Raw genomic sequence first — 16,414 nt, 5'->3', positions numbered from 1 at the left:
AATCTAAAAATTATGTCTTCACCGCAAAATTTTGGAGTTTGGAAACCAATTGCAGAAAATGTTGAATTTAATGCTTTAGAGTCTAATTCCAATGCCGTTATGGCTGTAGCTGATACCGTGAGAACAACCTTGGGACCAAAGGGTCTCGACAAACTTTTAATTGATCAAGCAATGAATAGGCATGTTTCAAATGATGGTGTTACCATTCTGCTGTCTTTGAGAGCAATTCATCCAGTTGCTAGGATGATAGTAGAAATAGCTGAAAGACAGGAGCAAAAAGTGGGTGATGGGACAACAACTGCCGTTATTCTTGCTGCCGAAATGATAAAGGAAGGCAAAAGGCTGATCCGTGAATTAGCAGTTCATCCTACTAAGGTAGTTGAAGGCATAGAAAGTGGAATAAAACATTCATGCGAATTACTGAAACAAAGCGCTCAAAAAATTAAACTGAGTGACGCAGAACTCGATCAAATTGTAAGAACTAGTCTGTCGTCCAAACTAGATGGTCGTGTATTGCATAAAATAGTAGTCGAAGCCTTACGAACAGTAGGAAAAGATGCTGTATATAACGGACAATATGATTTTGATAAGGCGGTAAAGGTAATAAGGCGAGTTGACATTGAAGATAAGATTTTCAATGGAATAGTTTTAGAAAGAAAAAGAATTGATCCTGAACTTCCGAGCAAGGTTGAAAATTCAAAAATCCTTATACTAAAATTGGATCTGAAACCAGTAAAAGAGTCCTGGATTAAAGAAAATAGTAAATATCAAGATATACTAACAATGGAGAAAGATAGGTTGGAAAAATCAAAAAGAATAGTTGATTCGATAGTAGAAACAGGTGCAAATACTCTTTTTATCGCTTCTCCTGAAGTGGATCAAATCATCGAAGATCTTTTTGTATCAAAAGGATTATTTGCAGTGCATATTTCAAGTGAAGAAATTGAATATTTGTCCAGGTATACTGGTGCAAAGCCGGTACGGTCATTAGATGATTTAAAAAATCCTGATGTAATTGGGATTTCAGAAAAAATATATGAAGATGAGGATAACGGAATTATTTATTTAGAAAAAGGTAACGGTAAGAAAATAATTACAGTATTGATTTCTGGATCCACAAAAGAAACGTCACTTGAAAGATGGCGATCAACAATCGACGGGATAAATGCTGCAGAAGCGGCTTTAAATTATGGTGTTGTTCCTGGTGGAGGAGCAGCTGAACTACATATCATAGAAAAAATTAAGCAATTAAAACTCAATGGTTTGGAGCAAGTTGGTCTTGAAGTAGTAACGGCTGCATTGGAAAGCATCATGAGACAAATTCTAACAAATGCCGGATTTAATGGCTTGGAGAAAGTAATGAATGCCAAGGCATCACCCGATGGCTACGGAGTTGATATAGATAGTGGAGAAATAGTAAATATGGTAACTAAAGGAGTCTTAGATCCCGTTTTGGTAAAAACTATGGCATTAGAAGCATCTGGGGAGATGGCAAAATCAGTTCTAAGAATAGACAAAAACCTTGCCGCGGATGATCTAAACCCACAAGCGCTTTCTGATTCAAAAAGGTGATAACTTTTGCAAATAAGACACTGTGCTGAAAAGTCTAATGTTGATGAATCATTGTTGATAATTGATCCTATACAAATTAGACATGTAATAGTAAAATCTGCAAAGCTATCTTCAATTTCAGGCTTGATTGATCCAAAGTCCCACCTTAATTTGGACTATCCTTACCATTTGGTGAAACAGTGTATAATTGCTGAAAAATTTGAAATTGGATCAAAAGTTGAAATGTCGGAGGGGGGATTCTTGTTTGCAGAAATGGATCCAAGCAACTACCAACACTATGGAAAATACGATTATACTCAAAATTTACAGAATATGATAAATGCCGTAAAAAAAATCAGAGATAATAATCCAAATTCACTAGATAACTCAAAAAAAGATCCATAACATCTAATCCTTCTTAACCAAACTATTTTCATTTTTTTCTATTAACTCCATTGTGTAAATTATCTGTCATGTACAAGATATTATGTCCTTTCAAGTATTCTGAAATTGTTTTTATGGAGTCGATCGAACACTATATCATCTAATGTTAACCGTTTCAACCATTTTGGGAAATATAAAAAATAATCCTGATCTGTATCAAAAATATGAATCTTTTTTAAAAAATAACACTCTGGAAACCATTACTATTCAAAGATCTGAGGCCGAAAAGGTCAGAATGAGAAAAGCTTCGGATAAAAAAACTGACGTAGGATTCATACTTCCATCAAGAACTCATCTCAGGGATGGTGATGTAGTATTTCTGGATGATTCTAAAATGATTATTATAAAATTATCTCCTGAGCTTGTGGCCATTCTAAACGTCAAAAAATATTCACATAATCATTCACATAGTCACGGTAATGATAGTCAAGATAATAACACCGAGAAAGTTAACCATGATCACAACTCTGATGATCTCTTAACAAATGTTGCAATAAAAGTAGGACACACTATTGGAAATTTACACAGACCATTAAAAATAGATAAAAACAACATTATTTTTCCAATTCAATCTCCAGACGAGATAAATCTATTCTTGAGACTTTTATCAGATCTAAAAGATCACATAGAAATTCGTTCGGATACACTTATTTTCGAACCTGATCAAGGATTTGACGTACATGCACACTGAGACTGGGAAAGAAAAAATAGACTCGTCGTCCATATCTATCGAGGATTTAAGCTTCTTACAATTATCTGATTCTTTCTTTCCGACTGGATTGTATACCACTTCAAATGGCTTGGAGTTATTATTTTATGATAGGAATAGAAAACTATCTTACGGGGAAATATCAGATTTTATCAAAGCATATCTCATTCAACAAATTGGACCAACGGATTGTTGTGTTGTAGGAAATATTTATGATGGCATACAAAAAAAGGACTATGATCTACTTTTGAATTTAGATAATACTTATTACTTCATGCGATTGGTAGATGAAACACGTTCAGCTTCCACAAGGTCTGGCATTCAGTTCCTTAGATGTGTATCTTCATTTATCCATGAAAATGATGTATTATCTTATTTCTCAAAAAGTATCAAAGATGGACTCGCAAAAGGTGTTTTTCCTGTGTCTTATGCAATCGGATGTCACTCCATGAACATACCGAAAGAAAGATCTGGTTTGATGCTAGTGTATGGATTTGTTGTAAGTGTTATAGGAGCTGCACTTAGAATGGGTATTCTACAACATTTTGAGGGCCAAATGATGATCAATGAAATGAAGCCTGTAATTTTGTCTACGGTATTAAAGAACATAAACCAACCAGCTGACGACATGTGGCAATTTGTACCTCAATTAGACATAATTCAAATGCACCATGAACAGATGGATTCAAAAATGTTTATTACTTGATTTTTTCCTTTAATTTTTGTGTCACTTTCAAGAATCCCCCGCATTGGTATAGGGGGACCTGTGGGCTCAGGAAAAACAATGCTGATTGAACAATTGGTTCCTATTTTAAAGAAAGAAGGCTATAATGTTGGAATTATCTCAAATGACGTAGTTTCTAGAGAAGATGCAGATAGAATGAGGAAAAACCTTGCTACAGAAAGAGGATTAATGCCTGAAGACCTTGTCATTGGTATAGCTACTGGTGGTTGCCCTCATACTGCGGTAAGAGAAGACCCGTCAATAAACATTTCCGTGGTTGAGGAAATGGAGACAAAACATCCACACCTTGATTTGATAATTATTGAAAGCGGTGGCGATAATATAACAACAACTTTCAGTCCTGCCCTCGCTGATTACTTTATTTATATCATAGACGTCTCAGGAGGTGATAAATATCCTAGAAAACGAGGACTTGGTATAGAAACCTCTGATTTGCTGGTCATAAACAAAATAGATATTGCATCATTCATAGGAGCAGACCTGAACATCATGGAGCGTGATGCAAAAATTGTTAGAAACGGTAGACCATATGTTTTTGTTAACAGTAAAACAGGTGAAGGAGTTAAAAAAGTTGCTGAACATATAGTAAAAAATGTTTTATTCGATGCACCTCCAAAATCGGTGGCTGTCAATTAATATAATATTGTGATTTGAGCGTGTATAATCTTTCATACTGCACACCCGAAAAAATCCCTACTGAAGTGCTGAATTATGACAGTGCTTTGGAGCAAATGGGGGTAGGACAAGCAGGCAAATTAGGAATATTGCATTTAAGATTTGAAAACGATCCAATTGTTCATAGGACTACAATTAAACATCAATACTATAAAGTTCCACTTTGCATAAAACGGGCAATGTATCTTGAAGAAACTTGTCCTGAAATGGCTTATGTGTACATAATTTCTCCATCTGGAGGGGTTCTACAAGGTGATAGATACAGAACAGATATTAATCTAACAAATTCTGCAAAAGCTCATGTTACAACTCAAAGTGCTACCCGAATATACCGCATGAATAAGAATTTTGGGACCCAAATCATTAATCTTGAGGTTGACAAAGACTGTTACTTAGAATATATTCCAGATCAAATAATACCTTTTAGGGACTCTAGGTTTTATCAAATTACAAACATTAGAGTTCATGATGAGGGAACCTGCGTCTATTCTGAAATATTAACTCCTGGTCGAGTTGCAAGCAAAGAGGCTTTTGAATATGATATCTGTTATATGAAGGTAAAATCTGTAAATCAGAAAGAAAATTTGAGATTGATTGATATTGCCAAGGTACAACCCAAAAAGGAAAATGTAAAATCCTTTGGAATATTGAATACTTATGACATGTTAGGTAACATCTATATCCTTACACCCAAAGAAAAAATAAACCAAATTCAAAGTGAGGTGCTGGAAATATTTGACAATGTAAAAAGTGTGATTGGAGGATGTACTAAATTACCTGATGGGAATGGATTACTTATCCGTGTTTTAGGTTCGTTTGTGGACGATCTAAAGAACATTATTTACTCTATAGTAAGAATTGTGAGAGAAAATGTATTGAATGTATCTTTTAGCGGGATCCGAAAAATCTGAATTTTTTTACTAGTATAAATGTGTTTTATGACACATTCTATCAATTATGCCAATGAAAATAATTAATAAAATTATTAGTAATATAATGGGATGTTAAGATTTTCCATTAACAATTCAAGATTAATAACGGGAGGAGTGTCATTTGCAATAGTTCTGTCATTATTGCTAATTCCAGCAGCCATTGATTCTCAAGCCTCTTTTGCTCAAAATGAAACATTGAATGTAGTTACTTCAGTCTCTCCAATTACAAATATAGTTAAAAATATCGGTGGAGACAAAATTAATCTCACAGGCTTAGTTCCAGAAGGAGTTAACTCGCATACGTTTGAACCTGTTCCGTCAGATATCGTGAAACTAGGTAAGGCGGATCTTGTGATTATCAGTGGTCTCTATCTTGAAGACCCTATGGAAAAAGTAGTAAATGCATCTCTAAAGACTAATCCTAATATTCAGTTACTAAAATTGGGTGACAATACTGTAACTCCTGCAGATTGGATATTTGACTTTAGTTTTCCTAAGGATGCAGGTCATCCAAATCCACACTTGTGGCTCAATCCAGTTTACGCAATGAAATTTGCCAATCTGACAAAAGATAAACTCATTGAAATGGACCCAAATAATACTGCTTATTATACCAAAAATGCTAACAAGTATATCACTTTATTAAAAAAATTAGATGAAGGAATTAAACAAGCAACGCAAACCATACCTCCAGAACAAAGAAAACTGATAACATACCATGATTCATGGGCATACTTTGCACCCAGATACAACATGACTGTGATAGGTGCGGTACAGCCCTCTGACTTTTCAGAACCATCTCCACTTGACGTAGCAAAATTAATTGATCAGATTAGAGCTGAAAACGTTCCAGCAATATTTGCTTCTGAAGTGTTTTCAAACAGAATCACAAATCAGATAGCCGATGAAGCTGGTGTAGAAATAGTACAAACCCTCCGAGATGACGCATTGCCAGGTGATGTAACTAGTCCTAATCACACTTACGTTGGAATGATGCTTGAGAACATGGAACATATGATCGTCCCACTGGGTGGAAATGTCAGTAGTCTTTCAGGTATAAATCCTGCAAATACCTACACACCCTAATTTTTTACTCTTAAATATTAATAAGTTACCTTAAGTGTATCACATACATGGGCTCTTTCGAATATCTAAAGATAACTGGTTTGTCCTATGGATTTGCCTATCATACTTTTGTTATTGAAGGAGTCAATCTGACCATTCCAAAGGGCCGATTCGTTTCCATCGTTGGTCCAAGTGGATCTGGCAAGACCACTTTACTGAAACTATTATGTGGGATTTATGAACCTTGGAGTGGAGACATTGAATATATTTGTAATGACTGCGATTCTATATTTTATTATCCATCAGTTGGGTATGTTCCACAAATAGAAACTATTGATTGGAACTTTCCAGTTTCTGTACAAGAAGTCATAGCAATGGGGTCATGGAATTACAAGAGTTATCTTCCATGGATTGACAAGAAACTAAAAAACCAAATTAAGGATGTTTTGAAAATGTTGGGGTTGAGTGGATATGAAAAACGCCATATCCGGGCCCTTTCTGGTGGTGAGCAACAACGAGTGTTTTTGGGAAGGGCATTAATCAGAAACCCTGATGTGCTTATTTTGGATGAACCGACCACAGGGCTTGATTATGTGTCAAGAGAAAAAATCTTTGATATATTAAAAACTCTAAATAATAGTGGTATAACCATTATTTTATCCACTCATGATATTACTCATATAGCAAATCGTTCTCCGTGGGTGATATGTTTTAATAAATATGTTATTGCCGAAGGTTCCCCACAACATGTATTAAAAGAGGATAATCTACTAAAAACATATGGACTTGCAGATTATAGAATCAAGTAGAAAGACTACATGATTGAGTTTCTGTTACCATTTCAATATGATTTTTTTATTAAAGGTATACTTGTATCTGTATTGCTTGGTGGTATATGTGGATTAGCAGGCGTATATATTATCCTTAGAGGATTGAGTTATGTTGGTCATGGACTTTCTCATGCTGCATTTGGAGGAGCTATAGTTGGGAATATAGCTGGAATGAACTATTATGTAGGAGCAATAATTTGGAGTTATTTGGCATCATTTGTTATCTATGAAATAAGCAAAAGAAACAAGATTAAACCTGATGCTGCTATTGGATTAGTTACAACAGCAATCTTTGCATTTGGCGTTTTACTTGTAAGCATGACTAACAGGTACACCAGAAATTTTGAATCTCTTCTTTTTGGTAATATCTTGGCTATTACTGAACAGGATCTCTATATTATAGTATCGGTTACAATATTATCCGGGGCATTTTTCTTTCTGCTACATAAACGACTGGTATTCTCATTTTTTGATAACGAAAGTGCCAAGATTAGTGGGATTAAAACATCTTATATTGAATTATTATTTTCCTTTGTTTTGGCAACGATCATTATTGTTTCAATGTCGTCTATAGGAGTAACATTGCTTGCATCCGTAATAGTTGGTCCTGCAATTTCGGCTCGTATGCTTTCAAATAATTTTTCTAATGTTGTATTTTTATCTATAGTTATAGGTTGTGTAGCGTCGTTTTCTGGTATGTATGCTAGCTTTTTTTTGGATTCTTCATCTGGTCCTACAATAGTCATGTTTATTACTTTAGCTTTTGGAATAACTGCGATTTATGCACTAATCAAAAAGATTTTCCACACTCATAGTCACGGAGGAATTTCTCATTCTCATCCTCATATACACACTGATGAGCATAGACACGAGCATACTCCCCGCTAATAAACTATATTGTTTAAATTGCAACACTATTTTGATATTGAGTATTTGTGACCAAAAAAGTCTTTATTGACTACATCCCATAGTTATTTGTTTTTTTGTTTGTACAGGTCTAATCGTTACTTATAATTTGCAATTGCATAAAAGTAAAACATAGTTAAAAAAATTTTGAGAAGAGATTCGCACATCAAATCTTGACTCTTGCAATTAAAAGTCTATGCCAGTTTTTCTAAACCTTTGAAAAACGTAAATCCTGCAAAAGTAATACCTGCCATGACCTGAGAGAAAAAGTCGTTATCATAAAGATTACCGGATATGTTCTTTCCTCCTGACTTTAATGATTTCATGTAGGTTTGCTTGGTAAATTCATCGATCATTTTTGCTAAATCTCCGCTTACCAAATAGTTATTTAATAATCCAACATACTCGTCACTACCGACAGAAATTATTTGCGCTTTAATTTCGTAGTCAAATTTCTCTTTTGGATGTTTGCCTTCAATATAGAATTCCGCAATGTTATCTGCCAAATAGCGCGCCTGTCTTACAGCTATTTGAGCAAGCGGCGGATACAGCGTTCCCTTTGAATTTTTCATTGCAGCCAAATCGCCAATCGAATAGATATTCTTGTATCTGCCTGTTTGGCAATATTCATTTACTATTATTCTACCATCATTGGTTTTGTCAATAGTTGGTTCAATGTCGATATTATATCCTCGAACACCTGCGGTCCATATAATCAAAGAAGAGTTAATTTCTAATCCATCTTTAAGAAATAAAGTGTGTTTCTCGACTCTTTCAACAAGTGAGTTGTGAAAAATTCGAATTCCTTTATCTTTGAGGATCTCTTCTGTTTTATTTTTAACTCTAACATCCCACCCAGGTAAAATTGTCGATGTTGCCTCAATTATGTTTATTTTAATGTTGTTCTTGTTAGGTGATGCATTTATGGTTTCTGCTAATGCGCTACCCAAACTTATACCAGTAGCTCCTGCTCCTACGATTACTATATTATGCTTCTTATTTTCTGATGCCTCCTCTATTATTCTTTGAATGTGATCATGGATAATTGAAGCATCATAAATCGATCTAATTGGTAGAGTATAGGTATCTGCCCCAGGTATGTTGAAATATTTAGTTGAAGATCCTAAACAAACTATTAATTCATCATATTTGATTTCACCTGACTTTAATACTATGGTTTTTTGTTCAGCATCTATTTTTTCTATACTTTCTTGGACGAACTGAATATCTTTACCCTGAATCAATGAGGAAATGGGTATTTTCAATTGTTCTGCAGTTCTGTATCCTGATGCAACCAGATGGATTTCTTGCATCAACTGATGATAATTATTTCTATCTATCAATATTATTTCGGTTGAATTCTTATCTAATTTTGAAGATAAATTAGTACTAAGAAATATTCCAGCATATCCTGCACCTAGAATTACTATCTTCTTTTTTGTTGATGTCGACATTTTACCTCATCTTCTTACTCAATTTTGTTGTCTGTAGAATATTCCTTATTTTTAAATTTAACTTTTTTTATTAAAAATTCTATTACTAAGAAGACTAAAATTGAAATGGCCATGCTTGGAATCGTAGAGCCGATATTTAAAGCCATATCAGCAGCATGAAACCAGGAGATAGGGGATAATATTAGGTAGGTGATACAGCCGACCAAAAAAGCAAAAAATGACGAAGCTTTGACTTTATTGGCTTGTTCATAAAAGTTTTCAACCATGATCTGTCTTTTTCTTACCACGTAATAGTCTGTTAGAACTATTGCAAAAAGTGGTGCAAAAAGTGCTCCTATAATTAACAGAAAATTCTCATATTGCTGAATTGGAATCAAATTTGCTAACAAAACTCCTAACCCGGTGAAAAAAATGACCAGATACTTATAGTTTATCTTGTTGCAGATATTTTTAAACGACATTGCTGATGAGAAAATATTTGCAAAAACGTTATCTATTTCATCAACGATTAATACCAGAAGCACTAATCCATAAAAGAATGTTTGAATAGTAATCAGAATTTCAAATACGTCATTAATGCCCAATAATAATCCGATTATGTAGAATAGCGAATTTGTAATTGAAAATCCAACGAATGTTCCAACAAAAGCATTTTTTCCATTTTTGGCAAATCTGTTATAATCTGCGACGAGGGGAAGCCACGACAGCGGCATAGCAATAACTAGATCTAGGGAGTTAAAGAAACTCAAACCTGAATCTGTGCTTGCAGTAACACTTATGTTGGTATCTAGTACATTGCCTAAACCCATTCCATTTATTGTGAGTATGATATTTGCGAGCATGAACAGTGTAGATCCGTACACTATCCATACTGCGAATTTAGTAAGCCATTGTTTAACAATTTTTAGTGGTCCTAGAATACAAAATAGTATTATTATAATCCCAAAAATTATTGACCAAACATGAAAATCTACAATCCCATTAGTAAAAATATTGGCTGCCTTTGATAATATCGTAATTTCAAAGGTCGACCAACCTATTAGCTGAAACATATTTAGTATTGTAAGCAAATATGACCCATGCAAACCAAATGCAGGTCTCATGCTAACGATGGATGGAACTGAATGATCACTTCCTATCTTGCCTGCTAATGCTAACAATACTGATCCGACAATTGAACCAACAATGATAGCTGTGATGGCTTCAGTCATGTTTGATGATGATATAAATGAGCCAGCCGAGATTACCAAGAGGCCTATGCCTAAACTAGACCACAAAACAAAAAAATTCTTTCCCGATAATACTTTTTGTTTTTTTTCTACTGGATTTATCCCAAAATCCGATAAATTTTCTAAAAACTTCATAATAATTCCCTGAATTTTTTTATATCAAGATAGTATTGTAAAGTAATATTTCATTCAATATTTATCTAATAAACGATTTATTCCATAAATTTAAATTTGTTTTTATTCAATTGCAAGTCATGTCTTTTGGGGTGGATACACTTGGTGGCTTGATCGAAAAGATGAAACAATTGGTCAATGACACTCAAAATAATTATGAAACTTTCTTCGATTCTACTCAATTATTTAAACAAGGTAAAATGGATAGTAACGAATATTTTTCAAAAATGGGTGAATTTCTCGTATCCTCAACAGCGTTAAATTTTCTGTCTTGTAGAGTTATTTTAGAACTAAAATCTGCTATGGATAAGAATTCTTCTGGTAGAACTAAAGGCGGTAGTGATGGTTCATCTACATCTACTATGCCTTCAAGTGCTGGTAACGATATGGGGAGCTTGGGAAGTAATAATGGAAGGGGTGGATTCGGAGTTGAAGGATTTATATCTACTGCTGGAACCTTGGGATCTTCCTCCTCCACCCCCTCCTCCACCCCCTCCTCCACCCCCTCCTCCTATCACTCTACTTCTTATCCTAGTCCGTCATCAAATGATGGATATGACTTGCCAATGCCTCAGGAAGCCCCTACATTCAAACCAGTAGACATCGTCATAACAAAACAAGATTCTTCCTCTTATTCCAAAAGCAGTCAAAAAAAAAATTGTATTGTCTGCGGCGCAATGATACCCAAACAAGCAAAATTTTGCAACAAATGTGGAAATTCACAATAATTAAAAGTCACAAATTTGCATAAAGTTTTATGAAAATCTTTAACGGGCGAATGGCAACAGAAGATTATATGTCAACGCATTCCCTGACCTTTTCAACTCCGGAAATGACACTAAAAAAATTTGCGTTATGGTTGGGAGAAAGTGTAAAAGATTCAAAAACAAATTCTTCTATCCCTCGATTATTATTATATATTGAAAATAAATCCGACTCAAGTACAAATTCTTCCACCCAATCAAAATATCTTCCAGATGTAGACGAGACCTTCAAACCCACCGGTGCTATTGCTGATTTTTACAGCACCCAAGGTGATCTTTCAAGGACGAAAGACACATCAGTAGAAAAAAAATACTGTATAAATTGTGGTAACAGTATAAAATCTTCATCAAAATTTTGCAATAAATGCGGTTCTATTCAGGAATAATTTTATTTTTTATTTTTTGGTTCATAGGATATTATCTTTGGATTTTTCCTTCAAAATCAAAAAACATTCATTGCAAATTGTATCAGAAAATAGATAATTTATTGAATAGAATTTTACTCTGTTACATAGCTTACAAGATTTCATTATATTTAATAAGATTCCTTTGCTGATAAATATTAAACAGTATTATGTTTACTTATTAAATTATATACTATTGACTCATCCTTTAGTATGAATGACTAGGGTCTTTTCATTCATGTTTTTTTTCATTTCAGTGTGGTTTGGCTTATCTTCAATTCTGTCCCATATTGTATATATATATAATTTTAGTTATTTTTTTTATTATGTTATTTGGGTTGGCTGTTTTATCATTTCGCTATCACTTTTCATAAAGCCTTTGCTGAAAATGCGACGTGTATTTCGACAACGAGTCTCAACTAGTTTCTCTTGGCCATTGGTAATAAAGTTGTTAAATGGGTTAACGTGGGCATTACCCTTTGTGTTTATACCATTTTTTCACAAATATTACCCATTTTTGTTACTTACTGGTCTGTCATTGGGTAACATTTCTACATTTATCTTTTTAAAGAAATATTCTAAAATATATAGCATAGAACAGGTTATCACGGGATCATTGGTTCTTTCGTCTTTATTTTTTATTTTGATCTATTACAATTATACCGATAACTATGAACTAATCCTTTTCTTGACTCGAGTGATGATTTCTATTTCGTATGGAATAGGTGGACTGGTAGGCTATTTCAAAAATTCTGATCTAACTACATCGTCAGGTTTACATACCGAACGAAATAAATTATCGTAAGTGAGAGACAAATCTAATTCTATAACAAACTTTTCTGAAACTGTTTGCATTTTTAGTGGAGGATTAGATTCTGTCAGCACCGCAGCATATATGAAGAAGATGGGTCTAAAAATCAACCTAATATCCTTTGATTATGGACAACGTGGATCAAACGAACTAAGAATAGCAAAACGCCTTTCTAAATCCTTAAAAAGTAGCAGGCACGAAATTGTGGATATTTCATTTTTAAAGTCTTTACTTGGAAAAACAAATATTCTAACTTCCTCTAATTCAAAGATTCCCTCGACATTCGATTATAGTATGGTGGTTCCATTGAGAAACACTGTTTTTTTAACTATTGCTTCTATATGGGCTACATCTTTGGGCATTTCGCTTGTGGTCTATGGTGCCCATTCTGGTGACACGCGATATGCTGATTGCCGTCCTTCTTTTACACGTTCTTTAGAAAAAATACTTAATCTATCTGAAATTGATGGAATTGCGGCTGGATTAAGAAAGAAACTTCATATTTGGTCACCTGCTATTAATAAGCTAAGTAAATCGGAATTGCTTTTGATTGGATACGAAACATTAGGCAATAAAATTTTTGAGACTTGGAGCTGTTATTTAGGTGAAAGTGATAATACTAAGAGGGCAAAATCTGCTCCTCTAAAACAATGTGGGATCTGTGAATCTTGTATTAATCGAAAGCAAGCATTCATGAAAGCCGGAATCGAGGATAAAACACAGTATGTCAACAACTAGCTCTGAGGTTGATATCAATAACGAAATTGATAATAACGCTAATTATATTATTGGAGGCAAACTGCATGGTAGAAATAATATGCCTAATTTAGAGGAACACGAACAAGTTCAACTAAATGAATTGTTTGTTAGTATTGAAGGTGAGGGCATATTTGCAGGGACAAAAACTTTGTTTGTGAGGTTTTCTGGTTGTCATCTTAGGTGTTATTGGTGTGATACCAAGTATTCTCTATCGCCTTCAAGTGGAAAAAGCTATTCTATTAATGATGCTAAAAATCTTATAACCAAATATCTACAACCAAATATATATAAAGTCAATTTTACTGGCGGGGAACCATTACTACAACCTGTTCCGTTAATTGCTTTAGCTGATTTTGTTAAAAATGAATTAAATATTAGAACTTATTTGGAGTCTTCTTGTTATGATTGGAAAAGATTTGAATCAGTTTTGCCTTATTTTGATATTTGCAAAATTGAATTCAAAACTTCGGATTCAAAAGTAATAGACCCTGAATACTACGATAATCTACTACAAAATGAACTAAAATGTTTGGAATTGGCTCTTAGCAAAACATCCAAAATTACTTTTATAAAGATAGTATTTACCAATTCTACAACAGTTTCTGAAATCAGAAATTTGGCCACCAAAATATTCCGGTGTCCTAATATCAATAATTTAAGAGGTGTAACGCTTCAGCCTAGTTATCAGTTTGACTCTCCAACCAATGATAAAGTATTAAAAATGTATGATGAATTGTATAAGTTTTACAAGGACGTAAGAGTGATTCCACAAATGCATAAACTATTAGGTATGAGTTAATATTGGTATTTTGTGACCTTTGACTCCTGTTTGTTTGTTTGATTATTTCCCAACCGACAATCCTTAGGTTTATAAAAAGATAAGGATTATAATAAAGACCGATTCTTATAGGTAAAATAAGTATGGTGAACACAATCTTTCGGGTACAGTCTCATAAATTTACTCAGGAAAATATACAAACCACTCTTGTTTGTTCTAATTGTGATGAGGTTTTCACCAAAGAATTTCTTTTAGACCTCGAAGGTCAAACAATAGAGTTTAAGTGTCCAGTTTGTGGAAATCTAGGAGAAGCTGATATTCCATACAAGACTGCGGAAGAACGTGAGGAATTCGAAGAAGATTTTGATGAAGTGTCCGAGGAAGATGGTGGAGAAGAATTCGAAGATGATTTTTAAAATTGTCTAGATAGCTTATTTTTTTCTACTCTTCAAGTTTAATCTGCCAAGTTGAGCCAGAAAAGCCGCTAGTTGTATTTCAGGATGTGCCCCGTTTGCTAGTCTGTAGTCATATTCTGCAAGAATCGTTGAAACCTCATAGGGATTTTCCAGATCTCGTTTATAAATCTCTTCATTTGCATATCTAAGGAAATCAGTTTCTGAAACTCCATACACATTTAGTAATTCTAATAATTTTAATCTAGAATCATTAAACTTGGAATCTATTGCCAAGTCAATTATTTCTGAAATCTTGCTTCTCCCCGATATCCCTATCGCATTTTGTACTTGTTGAACGCTTACATTTCCACTTGCCGAAGCAGCTTGTAAAATATTGATGGAATGTCTCATATCTCCATTTGTTTGTTCATAAATTTTGTGGAGGGCCTTGTCATCCACTTTGACTCCCTCGTTTTTACAAATATTCTTCAAATACTCTACAACTTCATCTTCAGACACTTTTGAAAATCGAAAAATTACACATCTACTTTGTATGGGTTCTATAATATGTGAGAGATAATTACATATGAAAACAAATCTAGTGGTTTTTGCACTGTCTTCAATTATTCTTCTTAGGGCTGTCTGTGCCTCTGAGGTCATTTCGTCTGCTTCATCCAATATAATAATCTTAAATGGTCTTTCATCCGCTTGCTGATTAATTGACAATTTCATTATAGAAGCAAATTCCTTTACTCTTTCACGAACCATCTTGATTCCTCTCTCATCTGAGGCATTTAGCTCTAAAGTATCTCTTTTCCAGTTTTCGCCTAACAATTGTCTGGCTAAACATATTGCCATTGTTGTTTTTCCAACACCAGCAGAACCTGTGAACAATAGGTGTGGAAGTTCGTTTGGTTTTTTTAACAGGTTTTCTAGGCCTTTTACAATCTCTTTTTGATTAATTACTTGGTCCAACCGTGTTGGCCTGTATTTTTCCACCCACATTATGTCTGAAACCAATGGCTTCTGCTGTTTTTCCATTCATCTCTATTGTCTATCTTTTAGCAATTTAAAATTATATGATGTATTTAGCTTCTGCCATTTGTTATATTTTCCATACCTCAATCTCTATCTCTAGTATAAATCTTTGAAATTTTATAAAGCAAAGGTCATCATTATTTATCTGTGAAATCAGTACCGGAATTACCTCCAACAGGTATGGATGTCGATATTTCTAAACTATTCTTGGACATGGATGAAATTACCATGCTTTACACTTATTCCTCACTCGATTATCTCTTAAAAGATGTACGTGTAATTTATTTGCGAGATTTTGAGTTGTCATTGCGACCTCTTGTTTTTATCAGTGCAAAGGAGGGTGATATGACTTCAGTCCCTAGATGGATTTCAATTATTTTGAGCCAACAAAACGTAATAGAAATCCATGATGAGGATCAATTATCCTATATAAAAAGAGCCCTAAACAGAGAACGAATAGCACAAAGTCATATGTTGTCTACAATTGAACCTGATTTTTATGCACGAGTAAACAATTATCTACAAAATATTGAAGATAAGGAGAGAGATTCATTGATAGTATCTTTAAATCCTTTCATAGCTTCAAGGTTACAAAAAATCGCAAAACTTTCAGCTTCATCACCTTTGATTCCTGAACTTGAAGAAAAATTATCAATTGAAGAAAGACTACTTTATGAGAATTTTTATAACATGACATCTCAATTTAGGAAATTGGTGTTAAAAATTGAGTAGTGCTGATCCCTCTAATCCG

At 34.0% G+C, this 16,414-nt stretch carries 19 protein-coding genes; 16 read left to right on the top strand and 3 right to left on the bottom strand.

The features are described 5' to 3' along the window. Positions 1 to 12 precede the first annotated feature (12 nt). The 9 genes from F1Z66_RS00830 (at position 13) to F1Z66_RS00790 (ending at position 7,839) form a co-directional block, all read left to right on the top strand. Positions 13 to 1,572 carry a TCP-1/cpn60 chaperonin family protein gene (locus F1Z66_RS00830; protein ID WP_149861697.1) on the top strand — a complete coding sequence of 520 codons (1,560 nt, stop codon included), beginning with the start codon at positions 13 to 15 and terminating at the stop codon, positions 1,570 to 1,572. Positions 1,573 to 1,578: 6 nt separating this feature from the next. Beyond that, positions 1,579 to 1,956 (top strand): hypothetical protein, encoded by a 378-nt coding sequence (locus tag F1Z66_RS00825; protein ID WP_149861696.1) that lies wholly within the window; start codon positions 1,579 to 1,581, stop codon positions 1,954 to 1,956. A 142-nt stretch (positions 1,957 to 2,098) separates the two neighbouring features. Further along, positions 2,099 to 2,686: an urease accessory protein UreE gene (locus F1Z66_RS00820; RefSeq protein ID WP_149861695.1), complete on the top strand. Its 588-nt coding sequence runs from the start codon at positions 2,099 to 2,101 to the stop codon at positions 2,684 to 2,686. After that, positions 2,676 to 3,410: an urease accessory protein UreF gene (locus F1Z66_RS00815; RefSeq protein ID WP_149861694.1), complete on the top strand. Its 735-nt coding sequence runs from the start codon at positions 2,676 to 2,678 to the stop codon at positions 3,408 to 3,410. The genes F1Z66_RS00820 and F1Z66_RS00815 overlap by 11 nt, the downstream gene beginning before the upstream one ends. 18 nt (positions 3,411 to 3,428) lie before the next feature. Beyond that, positions 3,429 to 4,085 carry an urease accessory protein UreG gene (gene ureG / locus F1Z66_RS00810; RefSeq protein ID WP_149861693.1) on the top strand — a complete coding sequence of 219 codons (657 nt, stop codon included), beginning with the start codon at positions 3,429 to 3,431 and terminating at the stop codon, positions 4,083 to 4,085. Between the two features lie 20 nt (positions 4,086 to 4,105). Further along, positions 4,106 to 5,035: an urease accessory protein UreD gene (locus tag F1Z66_RS00805; protein ID WP_149861692.1), complete on the top strand. Its 930-nt coding sequence runs from the start codon at positions 4,106 to 4,108 to the stop codon at positions 5,033 to 5,035. Between the two features lie 90 nt (positions 5,036 to 5,125). Further along, positions 5,126 to 6,142 (top strand): metal ABC transporter substrate-binding protein, encoded by a 1,017-nt coding sequence (locus F1Z66_RS00800; protein ID WP_149861691.1) that lies wholly within the window; start codon positions 5,126 to 5,128, stop codon positions 6,140 to 6,142. Between the two features lie 47 nt (positions 6,143 to 6,189). Next, positions 6,190 to 6,930, top strand: a complete 741-nt coding sequence (locus F1Z66_RS00795) for a metal ABC transporter ATP-binding protein (RefSeq protein WP_149861690.1) — start codon at positions 6,190 to 6,192, stop codon at positions 6,928 to 6,930. 9 nt (positions 6,931 to 6,939) lie between these two features. Then, on the top strand, positions 6,940 to 7,839 hold the full coding sequence (locus tag F1Z66_RS00790; RefSeq protein WP_230207390.1) for a metal ABC transporter permease: 900 nt from the start codon (positions 6,940 to 6,942) through the stop codon (positions 7,837 to 7,839). A gap of 212 nt (positions 7,840 to 8,051) precedes the next feature. On the opposite strand, the gene F1Z66_RS00785 is transcribed toward F1Z66_RS00790, so the two are convergent. Next, on the bottom strand, positions 8,052 to 9,311 hold the full coding sequence (locus tag F1Z66_RS00785) for an NAD(P)/FAD-dependent oxidoreductase (RefSeq protein ID WP_149861689.1): 1,260 nt from the start codon (positions 9,309 to 9,311) through the stop codon (positions 8,052 to 8,054). A gap of 14 nt (positions 9,312 to 9,325) precedes the next feature. Next, on the bottom strand, positions 9,326 to 10,675 hold the full coding sequence (locus F1Z66_RS00780) for a cytosine permease (protein ID WP_149861688.1): 1,350 nt from the start codon (positions 10,673 to 10,675) through the stop codon (positions 9,326 to 9,328). 131 nt (positions 10,676 to 10,806) lie between these two features. Here F1Z66_RS00780 and F1Z66_RS00775 point away from each other — a divergent pair, with 131 nt between their 5' ends. From F1Z66_RS00775 to F1Z66_RS00750, 6 genes are all read left to right on the top strand, one after another. Then, positions 10,807 to 11,442, top strand: coding sequence for a zinc ribbon domain-containing protein (locus F1Z66_RS00775; RefSeq protein ID WP_195907439.1), 636 nt, complete (start codon positions 10,807 to 10,809; stop codon positions 11,440 to 11,442). 29 nt (positions 11,443 to 11,471) lie between these two features. Beyond that, the gene (locus F1Z66_RS00770) at positions 11,472 to 11,864 is read left to right on the top strand and encodes a zinc ribbon domain-containing protein (protein ID WP_149861686.1); all 393 of its coding nucleotides are present in this window, start codon (positions 11,472 to 11,474) and stop codon (positions 11,862 to 11,864) included. 466 nt (positions 11,865 to 12,330) lie between these two features. Beyond that, positions 12,331 to 12,687 carry a hypothetical protein gene (locus F1Z66_RS00765; protein ID WP_159357311.1) on the top strand — a complete coding sequence of 119 codons (357 nt, stop codon included), beginning with the start codon at positions 12,331 to 12,333 and terminating at the stop codon, positions 12,685 to 12,687. Further along, entirely contained in the window at positions 12,688 to 13,431 is a 744-nt protein-coding gene (locus F1Z66_RS00760; protein ID WP_230207389.1) for a 7-cyano-7-deazaguanine synthase, read from the top strand. It abuts the gene before it with no gap. Next, entirely contained in the window at positions 13,418 to 14,251 is an 834-nt protein-coding gene (locus F1Z66_RS00755) for a 7-carboxy-7-deazaguanine synthase QueE (protein WP_230207388.1), read from the top strand. Before F1Z66_RS00760 ends, F1Z66_RS00755 begins: the two co-directional genes overlap by 14 nt. 122 nt (positions 14,252 to 14,373) lie before the next feature. Continuing rightward, positions 14,374 to 14,646: a hypothetical protein gene (locus F1Z66_RS00750; RefSeq protein WP_149861684.1), complete on the top strand. Its 273-nt coding sequence runs from the start codon at positions 14,374 to 14,376 to the stop codon at positions 14,644 to 14,646. A gap of 15 nt (positions 14,647 to 14,661) precedes the next feature. Here the strand turns inward: F1Z66_RS00750 and F1Z66_RS00745 are convergent, their stop codons facing one another. Continuing rightward, positions 14,662 to 15,666, bottom strand: a complete 1,005-nt coding sequence (locus tag F1Z66_RS00745) for a replication factor C small subunit (protein ID WP_195907438.1) — start codon at positions 15,664 to 15,666, stop codon at positions 14,662 to 14,664. A gap of 144 nt (positions 15,667 to 15,810) precedes the next feature. Here F1Z66_RS00745 and F1Z66_RS00740 point away from each other — a divergent pair, with 144 nt between their 5' ends. Then, positions 15,811 to 16,395, top strand: coding sequence for a hypothetical protein (locus F1Z66_RS00740; protein WP_149861683.1), 585 nt, complete (start codon positions 15,811 to 15,813; stop codon positions 16,393 to 16,395). Positions 16,396 to 16,414 lie beyond the last annotated feature (19 nt).

This window comes from Candidatus Nitrosocosmicus agrestis (assembly GCF_008389435.1).
Lineage (GTDB): Archaea > Thermoproteota > Nitrososphaeria > Nitrososphaerales > Nitrososphaeraceae > Nitrosocosmicus > Nitrosocosmicus agrestis.
The sequence above is the reverse complement of the archived record's forward strand: the minus strand, read 5'-3'. Positions and strand labels throughout refer to the sequence as shown.